This is a genomic window from Microvirga terrae (assembly GCF_013307435.2).
Lineage (GTDB): Bacteria > Pseudomonadota > Alphaproteobacteria > Rhizobiales > Beijerinckiaceae > Microvirga > Microvirga terrae.
Window position 1 is genome coordinate 2,289,864 of record NZ_CP102845.1, and the last position, 17,939, is coordinate 2,307,802.

Sequence of the window (17,939 nt, forward strand, 5' to 3'; positions counted from 1 at the left end):
AGGCCTGCCCAGAGCGTGATGTGTTTCCAAGTGGGCAGCTACAATCTCTGTCGGAGGCGGCGACCGCGGCACACAGCCCGCCGCCTTGCTCAGCCCTGGCGCCCAGTGGAAGTTCGTCCATTGCGTACCCGGGGCCCATGACAAGGTCGGGAGCATGAATCCTGTATCCTTCGACAGATCCAGAGGCCTGCATTTTGTTACTGGGATCGCTCCGGTTTCAGGGAATGAACACAGAGCGGACGCAACCGTCATCCTTGTGCTTGAACATGGCGTAGCCATGCGGTGCATCTTCGAGCGAGAAACGATGCGTCGCCAGGAACGATGGGTTCAGCTCTCCCTTCTGGGCATGGTCGAGCAGGCGGTCCATGTAGGCCTGCCCATGCTGCTGGGCCGTGCGCACCGTCAGGCCCTTGTTCATGATCGCTCCGATTGGAAACTTGTCCATCACGCCGTAGACGCCGAGGATCGAAAGTATTCCGCCTTTGCGGCAGGCCAGGGTTGCCTCCCGTAGCGCTTGGCCGCGATCCGTGTGCATGTACATGAGCTGCTTGGCACGGTCGTAGGCGTATTGCAGACCGGTGCCGTGCGCCTCCATGCCGACCGCGTCGATGCAGGCGTCGGGACCCCGGCCACCTGTCATTTCCTTGAGCACCTCCAGGACGCTGTCGACCTCCTCATAGTTGATGGTCTCGGAGCCGACATGCTCGCGGGCCATCTGCAGCCGCTCGGGCAAGCGGTCGATTGCAATCACCCGCTCGGCTCCCATCAGGAAGGCGCTCTTCTGCGCCATCAAGCCGACGCCGCCGCAGCCCCACACGGCCACCACGTCCCCGGGCTGAATATTGCAGAAATCCGCCCCCATGTAGCCGGTCGGCGCCGCATCGGAGAGAAACAGCACCTGCTCGTCCGGCAGACCATCCGGCACCTTGAAGCAATCGTTGTCGGCAAATGGCACGCGCACATACTGGGCGTGGGCCCCGGCGTAGCCGCCGAACGCGTGGGTATAGCCGTAGATGCCGGCCGTCGGATAGCCGAGGATGGGCTCCTGCAGCTCAGGCTTGGGATGGGTATTGTCGCACAACGAATAGAGTTTGTTCTTGCAGTACCAGCACTGGCCGCAGGTGATGAAGGACGGCACCACGACCCGATCCCCCTTCTTGACCTTCTTCACCTCAGGCCCGACGTCCTCGACCACGCCCATGAACTCGTGGCCGATCACGTCACCGGCCTTCATGGTCGGGATGTAGCCGTCAATGAAGTGCAGGTCCGAGCCGCAGGTGGTCGACATGGTGACCCGCAGGATGCAGTCATGCGGATTGACGATCTCGGGATCCTTGACGGTCTCGACACGCAGATCGTTGACGCCGTTCCAGATGAGCGCACGCATGAGAAGCCTCCTCGTCAGCGAGGGTCGGGCCGAGCCGCCGGCTGGCGCTCGGTGGTCGGGATCTCGCCGGTCTGGACGAGGGCCTTGAAGTAGTGCAGCGACTTGCTCGCAAGCGCCGCCGGTACCGTATTGCCCAGCATCTGGGCGGCAATCCGGCCGAGCATGCCACCGGGCGGATCAAGGCTGGCACGCAGGACCACCACCGTGCCACGGTTGCCGGCAGCGGAACGGAAGCGCACCGACGCTTCCCGGATCAGAGCGCCCCCGCCTTGTGCCTCCCAGCGCATGAACTCGCCCGGCTGGTCGTCGGCCAGGCGCATGTCCCAGGAGCCCAGATTGGATCCGGCGCTCCAGCGTGTCTGCCCGTCACCCGCGGACTGGACTTCGGCAAAGGGCGCCATGATCCGCCTCATGGTTTCCGGATCGCGCCAGCGACGGTAAAGTTCGTCCGCGGGAACGTCCTCGATCGTAATCGAGCGCTCGACCTCCGGCTCGTGCTCAGCGGCCGACCGTCGGTTCTGACCGGTCCTGGTCCGGCGCCCGGTATCGCGCATTTGGGCTTCGATGAGACCGATAGCGGCCACGCCGGCAGCGGCCGCGATGGCAAATCCGACCATACCGAGGCCGTTCCGGCCTCCGCGAGCATCCTGTCTCCCTTGCGGCTGGCCCGGCTGGGACTGTGCGGCTCCCGTTGCTTGAGTGCGAGGCGGACTGTCATTTCGGACCCGTCTGGGCCGTTCATCGTGTTGGTCCGCCATGGCACACCTCAGTGGTGTCGAGAGACTTCAGTAGCGTCCCGCCCGATGAGATTGGATTGCTGGCGCAAACTATCGTCGTTCAGCGGGAGCCGTGGAGAGTAACAATTGCAAGGGCCCCTACGGATAACGGTCGATTCCTGAGGGAAAGTACGCGGCTGCAAACGAAACAGTGTAGGCCGGCCTCCCTCAGCCTACCTTACAGCACAGAGCAGCCCATGCAGGTGGTCAGACGTCTTCCGGATGCTCGCTACCGCCGTACTCACATTAAAGCTTTTGGAGCATCCTTCATGCTGTCTAAGCTCTAGGAGACCTGGACTTATGGCGTGAATGAGGACTGCGGGACCCCGCGATGTAATAGTGTAGACAGAGTTAGCTGCGAACGACGTGTAGCCGTAGTTCCTTATGGCAAGCCGCCCTGACAACTCTAAAATAATATCGGAAGTCCCCTCATGATGTCTTTCCAAGGAGAATAAATGAGCATGGCGGAAGCTTTTCCCAACGGCGGCACCATGGGTGAACGCGTGCGGACTCACGACTGGGCTGCTACGCCCCTCGGGGCAGCAGAGACTTGGCCGCAGTCGCTGCGCACCGCCTTAAGCATCATGCTGAGCTCCGCCTTCCCCACCTACTTGGCCTGGGGGCCAGAACTGACCAGCTTCTACAATGATGCCTACATTCCGATCATGGGCGACAAACCGAACGGCCTCGGGCAGCCATTCCCCGAGGTCTGGTCGGAGGTGTGGGACACCATCGGTCCGATCACCCATCGGGCCATGCAAGGGGAGGCCAGCTACTTCGAGGACCTGCCGCTGACGCTCATGCGCCATGGCCATCCCGAGGCAACATGGTTCTCGTTCTCTTACAGCCCCATTGGGGATGAGACAGGCGGCGTTGGCGGGGTGCTGTGCACTGTCCACGAGACCACCGAGCGCGTACGAGCCGAGGCAGCCCTGCGCGAAAGCGAGAACAAGCTTGCAGCCATTCTGGAGCAATTGCCGGTTGGTGTCGGCCTCGTCGACCAGGAGGGGAACATCACCCTGAGCAACCGTATCCTCCAGCAGTACGCCCTTGATAAAGTTCCTTCCAGAGATCCGATCCAAGGCGAGCGCTGGCGGGGCTACACCCCGGATGGCCAGCGTCTCAGCCCCTCCGACTATCCGAGCGCGCGGGCACTGCGGGGTGAAACGGTTGTTCCAGGTATCGACTTTCTCGTCACACTCCCCAATGGCCAGGAGATCTGGACGCGGGTGAGCGCTGCGCCCTTTCGCAACACCGCTCAGGAGGGTCTGGGCGCAGTCTTCGTGGTGCAGGTCGTCGAGCGGGAGAAGCGGACGGAGCAGGCGTTGCGCGAAAGCCGAGCGCGGCTCCAGGCGGCCATCGACCTCGTCGGTCTGTCACCCTACACCTGGAATCCGATCACGGGAGCCCTGGACTGGGATGCCCAGCTCAAGGCGATGTGGGGACTGGCGCCTGATGCCCATGTCGACCACGAGGTTTGGCTATCCGGCATTCATCCCGAAGATCGGCCGCGCGTCGAGGCCGCTATCGCCCAGTGCAGCGATCCTGCCGGTCCTGGGATCTACGCCATCGAGTACCGCGTGATCGGGATCGGGGATGGGATCGAGCGTTGGGTCTCCACCCAGGGCCGGACCACGTTCGAGCATGGCCGTCCCGTCGCGTTCATGGGAGCCGCCTTGGACATCACGGAGCGCAAGCGGGCCGAAGCCGCCCTGCGTGAGAGCGAAGAGCGCTTCCGGCAGTTCGCCGAGAACTCCAGCAGCACCCTTTGGATCATGAACTTCGAGACGATGAACCTCGAATACCTGAGCCCTGCCTTTGAGGCCATCTGGGGCGAAACAGTCGAAAGCACGCTTGGCGATCCCAGCCGGTGGAGCCGCTTCGTCCATCCGGATGATCGAGAGCGCGCGCGAGGCGCGCTTGAACGCGTCAGACTGGGTGACATCAGCACCGAGGAGTTCCGCATCGTCCGTTCTGACGGGGTGGTGCGCTGGATCCGCAACACCTTCTTCCCCATTCCTGACGCGCAGGGCCGGATCCGCCGTGCCGGCGGCGTTGCGCAGGACATCACCCGCCCTGACGGGCGCTTCGTCTATGTGGTCGATGCCGATGAGCCCGCGCGTCAGATCCTGACGCGGGGGCTGCGCGACGCCGGCTATGACGTGAGAGCCTTCCCGTCCGGCAAGGCTTTCCTGGAGGCAGCCCCGGCTCTCGCGGCCGGCTGCGTGGTGCTCGACATCCGCCAGCCCGAGGCGGGCGGTCTGAGCATCCCGCGGGAGCTCAAGGCCCGGCGCATCGGCCTGCCGGTGATCGTCCTGGGCGCGCTCCAGAGCGATGTAAAGTCTGCCGTGCAGGTGATGAAGGCCGGCGCGGTGGACGTCCTGTCCATCCCCTATGCTCCGGATGAGCTGCTGGCCGCCCTTGCGTCGGCCGCCGCTGACATCTCCCAGGCCGACGAGCGCGACCAAGAGGCCCACCGGGCCCGGGGACGCTTCGCCGAGATGCCGGTCCGCGAACACGAGGTCCTGGAGGGCCTGCTGGCCGGCCAGACCAACAAGCAGATCGGGCGGGCCATCGGCCTCAGCCCGCGCACGGTGGAAACCCACCGCGCTCATGTCATGCAGCGCCTGGGCGCCAGGACGATCCCGGAGCTGGTGCGGATCGCCGCCTTGGCGGGCGTGCCTGCCCGCCCGCAGGTGAGCCGTGACGACGGAGCCGACAAACCTTGAGTTCCAGCAGGCCCTGATCGCCCGAACGCCGCTGCAACACGATACGGAACAATCCCCGGTGACTACCGGATGCCGCGTTCATCCTCATCCATGACACTGCCCCAATGGGCATGTGGCCATGCCGGGACCGCTGCGGATCGGCCGGGCCACATGCAGCATCGAAGCTCTGAGGCAGCCAGGAAAAGGACGAGGAAAGCCCGTGACCTTATCAGTCTCTCAAGCAAGTTTGATCAACCGCCACGTGCTGATCGTCGAGGACGAGTACTTCATTGCCGACGACGTCGCACAAGTTCTGGAGCGAGCTGGGGCGGCGGTGGTCGGACCGGCTCCGACCCGGGAGGCAGCGCTGGCCTTGCTGACGTCTGAAAGGGTCGACATTGCCGTTCTCGATATTGACCTGCATGGCGAACCGGTGTTCCCGGTCGCCGATTTTCTCAGGGCGCGAGTTATTCCCTTCATCTTTGCGACCGGCTACAGCCAAGCTTCCCTGCCGGCCGAGTATCGAGACGTCGCGACTTGGGAGAAGCCATTCGACGCCTATGCCTTGGCACTGGCTCTCGCGAACCTGACGGGAGATGCCGGTTCCGGCCCCGCATTGGGAGATCCTCATGCACTCTTCCAGGCGATCCCCGTTGGCCCTGCTCGGCGGCCCTCCTGGCCATGTCCGTCTTCCTCGCTCACGCTGCCGAACCCGTCGGCCTCAGCCCTCGGACGGTAGAGACCCTGTCATAAGCCCTGCTGGTCGCAACCTCTGCGGGGTTCCAGTCGCCCAGCCCAGGGCTGGATGTGCCTCAAGGGTCAGACGCGCCCGAAACCTGATCATCTGTCAGGAATGCACGCTCAAGATCCTGTCCTCGCTGGAGGTGGGCAAAGCGAGACAACTGCGCTGCATCAAAACAGAGCGTGATGTCCCTCAGGGATCATCCGCAGCACTTCCCCTCAGCGCGGTCGTTCATGAGCCACGAGCCCTGACGACCATCCCCGTGACGCCATCAACAAGATGACGAGCCGCGCCTATCTAGCATGCAGCTTCAGGTTGGGAGAACACGATGAGAGCAGTTGTCTATAACGGGCCGCGCGATGTTGCGGTACAGGACGTGCCCGATGCGCGGATCGAGAGGCCGACCGACGTTCTGGTGCGGATCACGAGCACCAACATCTGCGGCTCCGACCTGCACATGTATGAGGGCCGGACCGACTTTCCGCGCGGCGGCGTATTCGGGCACGAGAACCTTGGTCAGGTGGAAAAAGTGGGCAACGCGGTCGATCGGGTGAAGGTTGGTGACTGGGTCGCCATCCCCTTCAACATCGGCTGCGGGTTCTGCAAGAACTGCGAGCGCGGCTTAAGCGCGTTCTGTCTGACGACGGCGGATCGAAGCGTCGTGCCGAACATGGCTGGCGCCGCGTACGGCTTCGCCGATATGGGGCCGTATCGGGGCGGCCAAGCCGACCTTCTTCGCGTCCCTTATGGCGACTACAACTGCCTGAAGCTGCCACCGGACGCGGAGGAACGACAAAACGACTATGTGATGCTGGCGGACATCTTCCCAACCGGCTGGCACGTCACCGAACTTGCAGGGTTGCGTCCCGGCGAGTCGGTCGTCATCTACGGGGCTGGGCCAGTCGGCCTCATGGCGGCCCACGCCGCGATGATCAAGGGCGCCTGCATGGTCATGGTCGTCGACCGCCATCCCGACCGTCTGCGCCTCGCAGGCTCGATTGGGGCCTTGCCCGTTGACGATTCCAAGGGCTCCCCGGTGGACCAGGTCCTTGCTTTGACGAACGGCATCGGCGCCGACCGTGGCTGCGAGTGCGTTGGCTACCAGGCCCACGACCCGGAGGGCCACGAGCACCCCAACATGATCATGAACGACTTGGTAAGGTCGGTGAAATTCACCGGCGGCATCGGTGTGGTCGGCGTCTATGTGCCCCAGGATCCGGCTCCCCAGGACTCGCTCTACAAGCAGGGCGAGATCGTTTTCGATTACGGCCTCTTCTGGTTCAAAGGTCAGACGATCGGCACCGGTCAGTGCAACGTGAAGGCGTATAACCGGCAGCTGCGAGACCTGATCTCGACTGGCCGCGCGAAGCCATCCTTCATCATCTCGCATGAGCTGCCGCTGGGCGAGGCACCGAACGCCTACCAGCACTTCGACGCACGCGACGAGGGCTGGACCAAGGTGGTTCTCAAGCCCGCTGCGTGACGGGCCGGGCCGGGCGGGCAGTCACGCGCTCGGCCTGTGTGCCATCTCGCCAAACGAGCTCGAACGTGAGGGCGCCATGCCGATCTACGACTACGAGTGCCAAGGGTGCGGGCCGTTCACTGCGATGCGGCCCATGGCGCGGTTCCAGGACCCATGCGCATGCCCGAAATGCGGGGCTGAAGCGTCACGAGCATCTCTCAGCGCACCAGCCATCGCCCGCATCAACTCGGGAGGTCGCATCGCCAACGAAGCAACCCAGCGGAGCGCGACTGAACTGCGGCCTTCTTCGGCGGCGCATCCAGCCGGCTGTGGCTGTTGCGTGCGCCGATTGCCGCTGCCGGGCACCCTGTCCTCGGGCGGACGGGTCTTCACGTCACATGGGCCAATCCGGTGTAGCGGGCCGTGATGGGTGCAGCGTAAGCAGGCTTGTTGGCCGGCCAGACCAACAAGGAAATTGGACGGGACATCGGCCTTGGCCCTCGGACGGTAGGACACATCGGGCCCACGTCATGCAGCGGCTTGGCGTGCAGACCCTGGCACAAGCCGTGCTGGTCGCAACCTCGGCGGGATTCCAGTCGCCCAGCCCAGGGCTGGATGTGCCTCAAGGGTCAGACGCGCCCGAAACCTGATCATCTGTCAGGAATGCACGCTCAAGATCCTGTCCTCGCTGGAGGTGGGCAAAGCGAGACAACTGCGCTGCATCAAAACAGAGCGTGATGTCCCTCAGGGATCATCCGCAGCACTTCCCCTCGGCGCAGTCGTTCATGAGCCACGACCCCTGACGACCATCCCCGCAGAGATCTGCCCCGTACTGTCACGAGTTCCGGACGCAGGACCCTCTGCATCTTCGTTGGACAAGAGGAGGAAGAAGGCATGCGAGCCCTCGTTTGGCACGGCAAGGAAGATATTCGCTGCGACACAGTCACTGACCCCGAAATCGAGCAGCCGCGCGACGCTATTATCAAGGTGACGAGTTGTGCCATCTGCGGCTCGGACCTGCATCTGTTCCATAATTTCATTCCAGCCATGCTGCCCGGCGACATCATGGGGCACGAGATGATGGGAGAGGTCGTCGAGGTCGGGCCCGAAGCGAGGGGCAAGCTCAAGAAGGGGGACCGCGTCGTTGTCCCGTTCACGATCATCTGTGGCGAGTGCGATCAGTGCAAGCGCGGCAACTTCTCCGTCTGTCAGCGGAGCAACCGCAAGAAGGATCTCGCCGACAAGGTGTTCGGCCACGCGACCGCGGGTCTGTTCGGCTATACGCATCTGACCGGCGGCTATCCTGGAGGGCAGGCCGAATATCTGCGCGTTCCCTTCGCCGATGCGACCCACATCAAGGTGCCGGATGGAATTCCGGACGAGAAGATTCTCTTCCTCGGTGACATCTTCCCGACCGGCTGGCAGGCGGCCGTCCAGTGCGACATCCAGCCGACGGACACGGTGGCGATCTGGGGCTGCGGCCCAGTCGGCCAGATGGCGATCCGCAGCGCCGTCCTTCTTGGCGCCAAGCAGGTGATCGCCATCGATCATCTGCCGGAGCGCCTGGAAATGGCGGAAGCCGGTGGCGCCATCACGATCAACTTCGATGAAGAGAGTGTAGTCGAGCGTCTGAACGAGCTCACCGGCGGCGAGGGCCCGGAAAAGTGCATCGACTGCATCGGGATGGAAGCCCATGTCTCGCCCTCCATGCCGGATACCGTCTACGACCGCGCCAAGCAGATGCTGGGAGCCGAAAGCGACCGGCCGCACGTGTTGCGCGAGATGATCTACGTCTGCCGCCCGGCCGGAGTGATTTCGATTCCCGGTGTCTATGGCGGATTGGTCGATAAGATCCCAATGGGTCAGCTGATGAACAAGGGGCTAACCCTTCGCACCGGCCAGACGCACGTCAACCGGTGGACCGATGACCTTCTGCGCCGCATCGAGGAAGGACAGATCGACCCTTCGTTTGTCATCACCCACACCGTGAGCCTCGAGGAGGGGCCCGAGATGTACAAGGTGTTCCGCGACAAGCAGGACAGCTGCATCAAGGTGGTTTTGAAGCCCTAAAGACCGGAGAGAGAAGACATGGCTTATTACATCTCGAACATTGCCCGGTCCAAGGGCGACCCGAAGGTCCTCCGCTCCGGCCCCAGCTCGCTGGGGGCCGCTGATCGCCTGGCCAAAGCGCTGGGTTGGTATAGCATCGGCCTGGGCTTAGTGGAGCTGATTGCGGCGGAGCGCATCACCCGGGCGCTTGGAATGGAGGGCAAGGAGGCCCTCGTGCGGGCCTACGGCGTCCGCGAACTCGGGCACGGCATCGTCTCGCTCTCGCCAGACAAGCAGCTGGGATTGTGGAGTCGCGTCGCCGGAGACGGGCTCGACATCGCCACCCTGATGACAGCCATGCGGCATGACAATCCGAAGCGCGACAATGTCGGAATTGCTCTTGCGGCGGTGCTGGGAGTGACGCTGCTCGACATCATTGGCGCGCAGGGGGTCACGGCCCGCCACAGCCGCCCTCGTGGCCGGCCACGTTCCTACAGAAATCGGACAGGTTTCCCGCAGGGTGTCCAGACGGCGCGGGGCGCCGCCAGGGACTTCCAGGTGCCTCCGGACATGCGGGCCGCACCACCCCTCGCCGCAGTGTCCGATCGTGCCCCGCAGGAGAGGGCACGCTCCCATTGACTTAGAGACGATACGGCTGTGTTCGAGCGGCGTTCACGCTGCGAGGGGGCGGCCGTATCCCACACGATCATTGCCACACGATGGAGGCGAGCATGCTCAGGCTCTCACCGGTGACCCTGCTTCTCGGGACACTCTTGGCCACCACATCCATGGCACAGCAGAGTGCAGCCCCATCGCAGGGTCCGGCGCAACTGCAGCAGGTCGCCAGCTTTGAACACCAAGTGACCGGAGTGACCGTTTCGAAGGATGGGCGGATCTTCGTCAACTTCCCGCGTTGGACGGAGGATGCACCGATCTCGGTGGCCGAGGTAACGCGCGACGGCCAGATCAAAGCTTACCCGGATGACGAGTGGAATTCCTGGCGCAATGCCAAGAAGAACCAGATGTCTGCCGGGGATCACTTCGTGTGCGTCCAGAGCGTCGTAGCCGATGCGCACGGCAATCTCTGGGTTGTCGATCCTGCCGCGCCAGCTACAGCACCCGTCGTGCAGGGTGGGCCCAAGCTCGTCAGGATCGACCTGAAATTGAACAAGGTTGCGCAGGTGATCCGCTTCGACGAGACGGTCGCGCCTCAGGGCAGCTACCTGAACGATGTGCGGTTTTCACCGGATGGGCGGCATGCCTACCTGACCGATGCCGGGGCCAAGGGTGCACTCGTTGTTGCGGATCTACAGAACGGCAAGGCTCGACGCGTCCTTGACGGCCACCCGAGCACCCAGCCGGAAAAGGACGTGGTGGTGAAGACCGATGGGCAGGAGTTGCGCCGGCCTGACGGGCGCGGAGTCGAATTTGCCGCCGACAGCATCGCGCTCTCTCCCGATGGTCGCACGCTTTATTGGAAAGCCCTGACCGGGCGGACACTCTATCGCGTCTCGACGGATGCCTTGGAGAACCCACGTCTGTCCGGGAAGGATCTCGAAGCTCGGGTGGAGCGTGTCGTCGAGTCCGAGCCGACGGACGGCCTTTGGATCGATGGACGGGGGCGGCTTTATCTGAGCGCGATTGAGCAGGATGCCGTGAAGCTCCGTGATGAGGATCGGATCACCACCCTTGTCCAGGACAAGCGGCTGCGCTGGCCCGATACATTCTCCGAGGGACCCGACGGAACGATCTACGTTACCAGCTCCCGCATCCAGGACATGAGCTGGTTCAAGCCCGAGAGTGGTCCGCGCCTTGAAACCCAGCTGTGGCGGATCGAGCCCAGACAGAACGGGGAGGCGACCGGGTCGACCGGGCAGCCCCAGCGACCCTGACGGAGCAGTTGGGATAACAGGAGGTCTGCCATGATGGGGCGACTGGAGCAGGGCCTTGGAATACTGCTGATCCTGGTCATCTTGCTCGATATCTTTCTGACTGTGCTCTACGCCCGGATCGGCACCAGCATCATTGGCTCCAGGATCGCGCGGCTGGTCTGGACTACATTCGTTAAAGGCTCGACAGTTTTCGGCTCCAGACGAGGAGCGGCTCTGTCCTTCTGCGGTCCAGTCATCCTCGTGCTGCTGGTTGGTGTTTGGGCTCTCGGGCTGACGCTCGGGGCGGCGTTGATCATGCACCCGGAACTCGGCACCTCCATCCGTGCCAGCAACGGCGAGACACCCACCGACTTCGTCACCACGATGTATGCCGGTGGTACCAGCATGGCCATCGTCGGGGCGAGTGACTTCACCCCACACACGAGCCCGACACGGCTGCTCTTCCTGTTCAACTCGCTGATCGGCATGTCGGTGATGTCGCTGACGCTGACCTATCTGATGCAGGTCTATACAGCGCTCCAGCGGCGGAACGTGCTGGCCATGAACATCCATTTCCTCTCAGGGTGCACAGGCGATGCCGCCGAACTGCTGGCACGTCTCGGACCTCAGGGGCAGTTCAGTGGTGGCTACACGAACCTGTCGGAGCTCGCCGTTGAGATGACCCAAGCCAAGGAGGCACATCACTTCTACCCGGTGCTGTTCTATTTCCGCTTCAGCGACCCATACCACTCGGTGTCCCGTTCCACGCTGGTCGCATTGGACACGGTGAGCCTGATCAAGAGCGCCCTGAATGATCAAAAGGATGGCTGGCTGAAGGAGGCAGGAGCCGTCGCGCAGCTGTGGGAAGCGTCGATGATGCTGGTCACCACCTTGGAGGACACCTTTCTCCCCCATGGGGCACCGGACCGGGAGGCCGACCCGGATCAGCAGACCCGAGACCGATGGCGAGCACGTTACCGTGATGCCCTGCTTCGGCTTCAGCGGGCGGGGATCGAAATCACGGTTGATGTGCAGGCCGGTGCCGAGGCTTACATCGCCTGCCGAATGCAATGGGACCATCACATCACGAACCTGGCTCCCTCGATGGCTTACAGCATGGAGGAGATCGATACGGCAATGAGCCGTTTAGGATCGAAGGACCGCCCGCACGATCCGAGGGTCCGCCTGCATGTGGCCGAATAGCGGGAGCCGATCCGATGGAGGCGACAATGCCGCTCAGCGAGACGGCCTGCGAGATCTTCGGGTTCTTTCGTGAGACCCACCGAAAGCCCGGCGCACGCATGACAATGGCAACGCTGGATGCACACTTCGGAACAGATCCTGTTGTTGCCGTGGCCGTTTCCGAGTTGAAGCAGCTTGGATACGTGACCGTGCCGGATGCCGGGACAGTCGAATTGACGGACCTTGGCTTCGACGCAATCCATCGTAGCATCGCATGAACGTCTTCTTTTTGGCACTTCCCAGAAGTGCACCGAGGGTCAGCTCTGACGGCGAATACCGGACGCTCCTGAAGCACTCGGAACCCTGTTCGGCCCCTCTGACAGGGATCGGGGAGGAACGACGCAGCGCGTGGACCAACAACATAGGTTAATGGCGAAGCCTAACGTTCGCTGCTACAGGGTAAGAACCTTTCTCACCCCACCTCCCTGCCATGCCCTCCAAATCCACGATCACCGCGTCGCTCACCCCTGAACTGACTGCCTTCATCGCCGCCAAGGTGAGGAGCGGCCGCTACCGCAGCGCCAGCGAGGTCGTGCGTGCGGCCCTGCGTTTGCTTGATGAGCGTGAGAGCGAGATCGAGACAAAGCGTAGCCGGTCCGGCAAAGAAAAGCGCGACATCCATGCTCGATAGCGGTTCCACCCTAGGCTCGGACTTCCTTGAGGGCGGGGGCGAGATGGGTGCGCTCATCCGCGTCCATGATTGGATCGGGACTCGGCTTGGACCGATCTCCGACTGGCCGCAGAGCCTGCGGACCACGGTCAGCCTCATGCTTCGCTCCCCGGTTCCCATGGTCCTGCTCTGGGGGCCGCACGGGGTCATGATCTACAACGATGCCTATACGGTCTTCGCCGCCGGGCGGCACCCGCGCGTGCTCGGCGCCGGGGTGCTGGAAGGCTGGCCGGAGGTCGCTGAATTCAATGCCAACGTCATGCGCGTGGGCTTGTCCGGCGGCACGCTGTCCTACCGCGACCAGGAACTGACGCTCCACCGCAACAGCGTTCCCGAACAGGTCTGGATGAACCTGGACTACAGCCCGGTGCTCGACGAGAGCGGGCGGCCCGGAGGTGTGCTCGCCATCGTGGTCGAGACCACCGAGCGGGTGCTGGCCGAGCAACGGACGGCCCAGGAAGGCGAGCGCCTGCGCGAGATGTTCGAGCAGGCTCCCGGCATCATGGCGATGTTCAGGGGGCCCGATCACGTTTACGAGATGGCGAATGCCGCCCATCTCGACCACATCGGGCACCGCGACCTGATCGGGAAGACCGTACGCGAGGCGCTGCCGGAACTTGCGGGACAAGGCATTGTCGAACTCCTGGATGAGGTCTACGCCACGGGAACGCCTTACGTCGGGCACCAGAGGGCGGTCAGCCTCCAGAGGCAGGCCGGCGCTCCCCGGGAAACCCGCTACGTCGACTTCGTCTTTCAGCCGATCAGGGATGCCCGAGGCCGGGTTATGGGCATCTTCGTCCAGGGGCATGACGTCACCGAGCACGTCCGCTCCCAGCTTGCCCTGCGCGAGAGCGAGGCTCATCTCACGGCGGTCTTCGCCCAGGCCGCGGCGGGCCTCGTGGAATGCGACCTCTCGGGCCGCTTCCTGCGGGTCAACGACCGGTTCTGCACGATCGTCGGGCACACGCGTGAGGAACTTCTGGGTGGCCTGCGGATGCAGGACCTCACTCATCCCGAGGATCTGCCCGCCAATCTTCGTGAATTCCAGCGGGTGCCCGAAACAGGAGAGGCGTTCGAGATCGAGAAGCGCTACCTGCGTCCAGATGGCCAAACGGTCTGGGTCAGGAATGCAGTGTCACCGGTCTACGACGATGCCGGCAGGCCGCGCACCATGGTTGCGGTGTGCATCGACTTGACTAGAAAGAAGCGGATCGACGCGGCGCGGCAAGAGAGCGAGGCCCGCCTGGCCTCCATCTTTGATCAAGCCGCCGCTGGCTTGTCCGAGGTCAGCCTCGATGGGCACTTCCTGCGCGTGAACGATGAGTTGTGCCGTCTTCTTGGCCGCTCCCGCGAGGAATTGCTTGGGCTCGGGATCCTGGACGTGACCGCTGCCGCTGACATTCCGCCGAGCCGAAGGGCCGTCGCAGAGGCCTTGGAGACGGGAGGGCCCGTGTCGCTGGACAAGCGTTACCTGCGGCCGGATGGCACCCTTGTCTGGGCCAACAGCAGCATCACGCGCCTGAGCCGGGCGGAGGGACAGTCCGAGACTCTGCTCGCGGTCACGGTCGACCTTACCGCACGCCATGAGGCTGAAGTGGCGCTGCGCGCGAGCGAGGCCCGCCTAAGATTGGCTCTGGATGCGGGGCGAATGGCTGTCTGGCAGAGCGACACCCGCACCAACACCATCACCATCTCGCCTGAACTGAACCTTCTGCTGGGCTTCCCGGCGGATGCAGCCCCGAGCACTGAGGACATCAGGTCGCGCTACGCCCCAGGAGCGCGGGAAGGCCTCCGGGCGGCTGCGGCTGCGGCGCTCGCGCGTGGGGACCGCAATGCCGAGGGCGAACTCGAGGTCATCTGGCCCGACGGCTCGCATCATTGGTTGCTCGTCCGCGCCGAGCTGGAGGTCAAGGCTGCGGCTGACGGTGCCCCGCAGATCAAGGCAACAGGGATCGCGTTCGACATCACCGAGCGCAAGCGCTGGGAGGAACACCAGCGGCTGCTGATCAACGAGCTGAACCACCGGGTGAAGAACACGCTGGCCACGGTGCAAGCCATGGCAGCCCAGAGCCTGCGGCAACTCGGGGAGGAAAGCCGGCCGAAGCTTCAATCCTTCGAGGATCGCCTGTTCGCTCTGGCACGGGCTCACGACGTGCTGACCCGCGAGAACTGGGAAGGCGCGGAAATCCGGCAGATCATCGACGAGGTGGTCGAGCCCTACGCGCGCGGGAACCCGGGGCGGTTCGGGATCGAGGGACCCCGGTTGCGCCTGAGCCCACCACAGGCGCTGACGATTGCCATGGCGGTTCACGAGCTTGCCACGAATGCCGCGAAGTACGGGGCTCTCTCGATACCGGCGGGGTCTGTCACCATCGTCTGGGCGGTGACCCTGGATAGCATGCCTCGCGTCGCCCTCCGGTGGCAGGAAAGCAATGGGCCACCCGTGGCGCCTCCGACCCGCCGCGGCTTCGGCACGCGCCTGATCGAACGGGGTCTGGCGCAGGATCTCGGTGGCAGTGTTCGTCTGTCGTATGAACCCGCAGGCATCGTGTGCACCATGAATGTGCCGCTGAATGCCGCCGACGGCAAGGCAGGAACGGATCCGTCATGAGTGGCGATTGCACCTGTCGTTCCAACCGCAGGATTCAATGACCTCCTTCTCTATCGATCGCGACGACGAAGCCCTTCGCTGCCTTGTGGAAGCTCTCACTGAAAGCGGGCAGGCCGTGTCCATCTTCGATGCCGAGGACAACCTGCGCTACGCCAACAAGACGTATTGGGGCATGTTCTTGGGCAACTATGAGGGTCCTTTCACCTTCGCCGACATCACCCGCCACGCGCACAGAAACGGACTTGGTGTGCGGATCGATGACGGGGATGTCGAGGCCTTCCTGGCCAGGACCCTGGCCCGGCGACGGTGTGTGCCCCGTAAGTCCTTCGAGACCGATCTGGTCGACGGCCGCTGGTTTTGGATTGATCATACGATCCTCCCGAACGGCTGGATCCTGTCCGTGGGGGCTGACATCACGGCCTTGAAGAACAATGAGAAGTCCTTGCGCCAAGCCCATGAGGCGGCGCTCAAAGCATCCCAGACCGATCAGCTCACAGGATTGCCAAACCGCCGCCATACCCTGGGGCTGCTTGATGCAGTCCTCGCCACCAGCGAGGCAACCGAAGCTGGGTTATGCATCGCCGTGCTCGACATTGATCACTTCAAAGTCATCAACGATACGCATGGGCACGAGGCGGGTGATGCGGTCCTCGAGCATTTTGCACGGTCCTGCCAAGCGAGGGTGCGGGCGCAGGATCACCTGGGTCGGACGGGCGGGGAGGAGTTCCTGCTGCTGCCCGAGGTTCGGCTTGACCATGCCGTGCGAATTATCGAGCGCATTCGGGACGGCTTTCCTGCGGCGACGCTGAAGCACAATGGGCTCGAACTGCCTTCTACCTTCAGTGCAGGTGTGGCAGAGGCCCTGCCGGACGATGACCGCAGTTCGATCCTCCGCCGAGCGGATCGGGCCCTGTACACCGCCAAGGCCGAAGGACGGAACCGCACGAAGATCGGCTCTGCCGAAGAAGGCTGAGGAACTGGCTTCACCGCAAATTCTGTCGGCGATCTGGCACTCTCGATGGAAGGTGCGAGATGCCGACTTCGTTCAATCGGCTATGGCATGAAGGTCTGTTCGTGGCACCTCTCGGAAGTAGACCCAAAGTCTGCTCTCGCGAGGAACACCGGACGTTCCTGAAGTCAGGGGATTGGCAGAGGGTGACCCTGTGCGGACATTCCCTTGTCGCACACCCACGAGCCGGACGAGTTCCTCAGAACCCCTGGACGAGCGGCATCTTGAAAGTAAAACGTGTCTCTTCCTGATCGGAGGTCACATCGAGTGATCCACCATGAGCGCGGGCAATCTCGCAGGCAATGTAGAGGCCCAGCCCTAGTCCCTGCTGGCTCGGGCGCGCCGCCACGCGGAAGAAGGGTTGGAACAGGCGCTTCAAGGTAGCGGGGGGAATCGGCTCGCCCTGGTTGGCGACCGAGAGCTCGAAGCTACCATCCAGGGTTGCGGCACGAACCACGATGGGTTTTTCACTCGCACCGTGGGTCAGGGCGTTCGCCACCAGGTTCGACAGCAACTGCGCCATGCGAGCACGGTCGCAGCTCACAGTCTTGGTCACATTCAAATGCGTGTCGATCCGCCGCTCGGGCCAGGCTGCCCGCAGCTCATCGACGACCTGCTCCAGCACTTCTCCCAGCGGTACGTGGGCGTCCCGGTCCAGGGTAAGGCCACTTCCCAGGCGGCCATGGGCAAAGTCGAGCACATTGTCGATCAACTCGGCCATGCGTCCGACGCTGTTCTGGATCAGGCCGACGATGGTGCTCCCCTCCGGGCTCAGAGACTCTCGTCGAAGCATCTTTGCTCCGGCATCGATCGAGGCGAGCGGATTGCGCAGGTCGTGGCCCAGCACTGCGATGAACTGCTCCCGTAGCTCGGAGGTCCTGCGCTCATCCAGAAGGTCCGCCTCGCTCGTGGCCAAGTCAGCCTCACTGGCGGTCAGGCGCTCGCCGGCACTCAGATGAAAGCCGATCAGCTCGGCGAACAGCTTGAACATGCCGATGGTCTCAGGGTTGTTCAGCCGTGCCGGACGGGGATCAATGGCGCACAGAGTGCCGAAGAAGGTGCCATCCGCAAGGACAACCGGCATCGAGATGTAGCTTTGGAAGCCGTACATGGCAGGGGTGTGATGGCGACAGTAGGTCGGATCCTCGGCCACATGGTCGATGACCACCTCTGTCCCAGCCTGACGGATCTCATGGCAGATCGTGGTCTCGAGCTTCAGCTCGCCGCCGGGCCGGAGGCCGAACTGGATGTTGTCGCGCACGGCACAGGCAATCCAGCGGTCCTCGCTCACCCGAGCCACCGCCGCGAAGCCCATACCGGTGGTGCGGCAAATGACTTCCAGAATGGTTGGGACAGCCTGGATCCGGTCGATGGCGGCAAGATCCGCCTCAAAGTTGGTCGTCACTTCTCAA

The 17,939-nt window shown here is 63.4% G+C and carries 15 protein-coding genes; 12 read left to right on the forward strand and 3 right to left on the reverse strand.

The window, feature by feature from the left end:
• Positions 1-217: 217 nt before the first annotated feature.
• Both HPT29_RS10950 and HPT29_RS10955 read right to left on the reverse strand, forming a co-directional pair.
• Positions 218-1,387, reverse strand: coding sequence for a zinc-dependent alcohol dehydrogenase (locus HPT29_RS10950; RefSeq protein WP_173946287.1), 1,170 nt, complete (start codon positions 1,385-1,387; stop codon positions 218-220).
• A 14-nt stretch (positions 1,388-1,401) separates the two neighbouring features.
• Positions 1,402-2,004, reverse strand: coding sequence for an SRPBCC family protein (locus tag HPT29_RS10955; protein ID WP_173946286.1), 603 nt, complete (start codon positions 2,002-2,004; stop codon positions 1,402-1,404).
• A 620-nt stretch (positions 2,005-2,624) separates the two neighbouring features.
• On the opposite strand from HPT29_RS10955, the gene HPT29_RS10960 reads away from it, so the two are divergent.
• The 12 genes from HPT29_RS10960 to HPT29_RS11015 all read left to right on the forward strand — a co-directional run bounded on the left by HPT29_RS10960 (position 2,625) and on the right by HPT29_RS11015 (position 16,491).
• Complete coding sequence (locus HPT29_RS10960; RefSeq protein ID WP_259060548.1) at positions 2,625-4,892, forward strand: PAS domain S-box protein; 2,268 nt, start codon at positions 2,625-2,627, stop codon at positions 4,890-4,892.
• 199 nt (positions 4,893-5,091) lie between these two features.
• Positions 5,092-5,610 carry a response regulator gene (locus tag HPT29_RS10965; protein WP_259060549.1) on the forward strand — a complete coding sequence of 173 codons (519 nt, stop codon included), beginning with the start codon at positions 5,092-5,094 and terminating at the stop codon, positions 5,608-5,610.
• A gap of 331 nt (positions 5,611-5,941) precedes the next feature.
• Positions 5,942-7,096 carry a glutathione-independent formaldehyde dehydrogenase gene (locus tag HPT29_RS10970; protein WP_173944999.1) on the forward strand — a complete coding sequence of 385 codons (1,155 nt, stop codon included), beginning with the start codon at positions 5,942-5,944 and terminating at the stop codon, positions 7,094-7,096.
• A 124-nt stretch (positions 7,097-7,220) separates the two neighbouring features.
• Positions 7,221-7,502, forward strand: coding sequence for a zinc ribbon domain-containing protein (locus HPT29_RS10975; protein ID WP_259060700.1), 282 nt, complete (start codon positions 7,221-7,223; stop codon positions 7,500-7,502).
• A 467-nt stretch (positions 7,503-7,969) separates the two neighbouring features.
• Entirely contained in the window at positions 7,970-9,145 is a 1,176-nt protein-coding gene (locus HPT29_RS10980; protein ID WP_173947302.1) for a zinc-dependent alcohol dehydrogenase, read from the forward strand.
• Positions 9,146-9,163: 18 nt separating this feature from the next.
• Positions 9,164-9,763: a hypothetical protein gene (locus HPT29_RS10985; protein ID WP_173947303.1), complete on the forward strand. Its 600-nt coding sequence runs from the start codon at positions 9,164-9,166 to the stop codon at positions 9,761-9,763.
• A gap of 92 nt (positions 9,764-9,855) precedes the next feature.
• Entirely contained in the window at positions 9,856-11,016 is a 1,161-nt protein-coding gene (locus HPT29_RS10990) for an L-dopachrome tautomerase-related protein (RefSeq protein ID WP_173947304.1), read from the forward strand.
• Positions 11,017-11,046: 30 nt separating this feature from the next.
• Positions 11,047-12,198 (forward strand): two pore domain potassium channel family protein, encoded by a 1,152-nt coding sequence (locus HPT29_RS10995; protein WP_173947305.1) that lies wholly within the window; start codon positions 11,047-11,049, stop codon positions 12,196-12,198.
• Between the two features lie 26 nt (positions 12,199-12,224).
• Positions 12,225-12,455, forward strand: a complete 231-nt coding sequence (locus HPT29_RS11000) for a hypothetical protein (RefSeq protein WP_173947306.1) — start codon at positions 12,225-12,227, stop codon at positions 12,453-12,455.
• A 212-nt stretch (positions 12,456-12,667) separates the two neighbouring features.
• Entirely contained in the window at positions 12,668-12,868 is a 201-nt protein-coding gene (locus tag HPT29_RS11005; RefSeq protein WP_173947307.1) for a type II toxin-antitoxin system ParD family antitoxin, read from the forward strand.
• A complete protein-coding gene (locus tag HPT29_RS11010) occupies positions 12,858-15,518 on the forward strand; it encodes a PAS domain S-box protein (protein ID WP_173947308.1) in 2,661 nt (886 codons plus the stop codon). Before HPT29_RS11005 ends, HPT29_RS11010 begins: the two co-directional genes overlap by 11 nt.
• Before the next feature lie 37 nt (positions 15,519-15,555).
• Positions 15,556-16,491, forward strand: coding sequence for a GGDEF domain-containing protein (locus HPT29_RS11015; protein ID WP_173947349.1), 936 nt, complete (start codon positions 15,556-15,558; stop codon positions 16,489-16,491).
• Positions 16,492-16,726: 235 nt separating this feature from the next.
• Here HPT29_RS11015 and HPT29_RS11020 read toward each other — a convergent pair whose 3' ends face one another.
• Entirely contained in the window at positions 16,727-17,932 is a 1,206-nt protein-coding gene (locus tag HPT29_RS11020) for a GAF domain-containing sensor histidine kinase (RefSeq protein WP_173947309.1), read from the reverse strand.
• Between the last annotated feature and the right edge of the window lie 7 nt (positions 17,933-17,939).

Excerpts from the sequence above, each read along its gene's own strand:
- HPT29_RS10980 (WP_173947302.1), top strand. The coding sequence starts at position 7,970 with ATGCGAGCCCTCGTTTGGCACGGCAAGGAAGATATTCGCTGCGACACA.
- HPT29_RS11000 (WP_173947306.1), top strand. The coding sequence starts at position 12,225 with ATGCCGCTCAGCGAGACGGCCTGCGAGATCTTCGGGTTCTTTCGTGAG.
- HPT29_RS11010 (WP_173947308.1), top strand. The coding sequence starts at position 12,858 with ATGCTCGATAGCGGTTCCACCCTAGGCTCGGACTTCCTTGAGGGCGGG.
- HPT29_RS10970 (WP_173944999.1), top strand. The coding sequence starts at position 5,942 with ATGAGAGCAGTTGTCTATAACGGGCCGCGCGATGTTGCGGTACAGGAC.
- HPT29_RS10960 (WP_259060548.1), top strand. The coding sequence starts at position 2,625 with ATGGCGGAAGCTTTTCCCAACGGCGGCACCATGGGTGAACGCGTGCGG.
- HPT29_RS10995 (WP_173947305.1), top strand. The coding sequence starts at position 11,047 with ATGATGGGGCGACTGGAGCAGGGCCTTGGAATACTGCTGATCCTGGTC.
- HPT29_RS10975 (WP_259060700.1), top strand. The coding sequence starts at position 7,221 with ATGCGGCCCATGGCGCGGTTCCAGGACCCATGCGCATGCCCGAAATGC.
- HPT29_RS10985 (WP_173947303.1), top strand. The coding sequence starts at position 9,164 with ATGGCTTATTACATCTCGAACATTGCCCGGTCCAAGGGCGACCCGAAG.
- HPT29_RS10990 (WP_173947304.1), top strand. The coding sequence starts at position 9,856 with ATGCTCAGGCTCTCACCGGTGACCCTGCTTCTCGGGACACTCTTGGCC.
- HPT29_RS10955 (WP_173946286.1), bottom strand. The coding sequence starts at position 2,004 with ATGGTCGGATTTGCCATCGCGGCCGCTGCCGGCGTGGCCGCTATCGGT.
- HPT29_RS10950 (WP_173946287.1), bottom strand. The coding sequence starts at position 1,387 with ATGCGTGCGCTCATCTGGAACGGCGTCAACGATCTGCGTGTCGAGACC.
- HPT29_RS11005 (WP_173947307.1), top strand. The coding sequence starts at position 12,668 with ATGCCCTCCAAATCCACGATCACCGCGTCGCTCACCCCTGAACTGACT.
- HPT29_RS11015 (WP_173947349.1), top strand. The coding sequence starts at position 15,556 with ATGACCTCCTTCTCTATCGATCGCGACGACGAAGCCCTTCGCTGCCTT.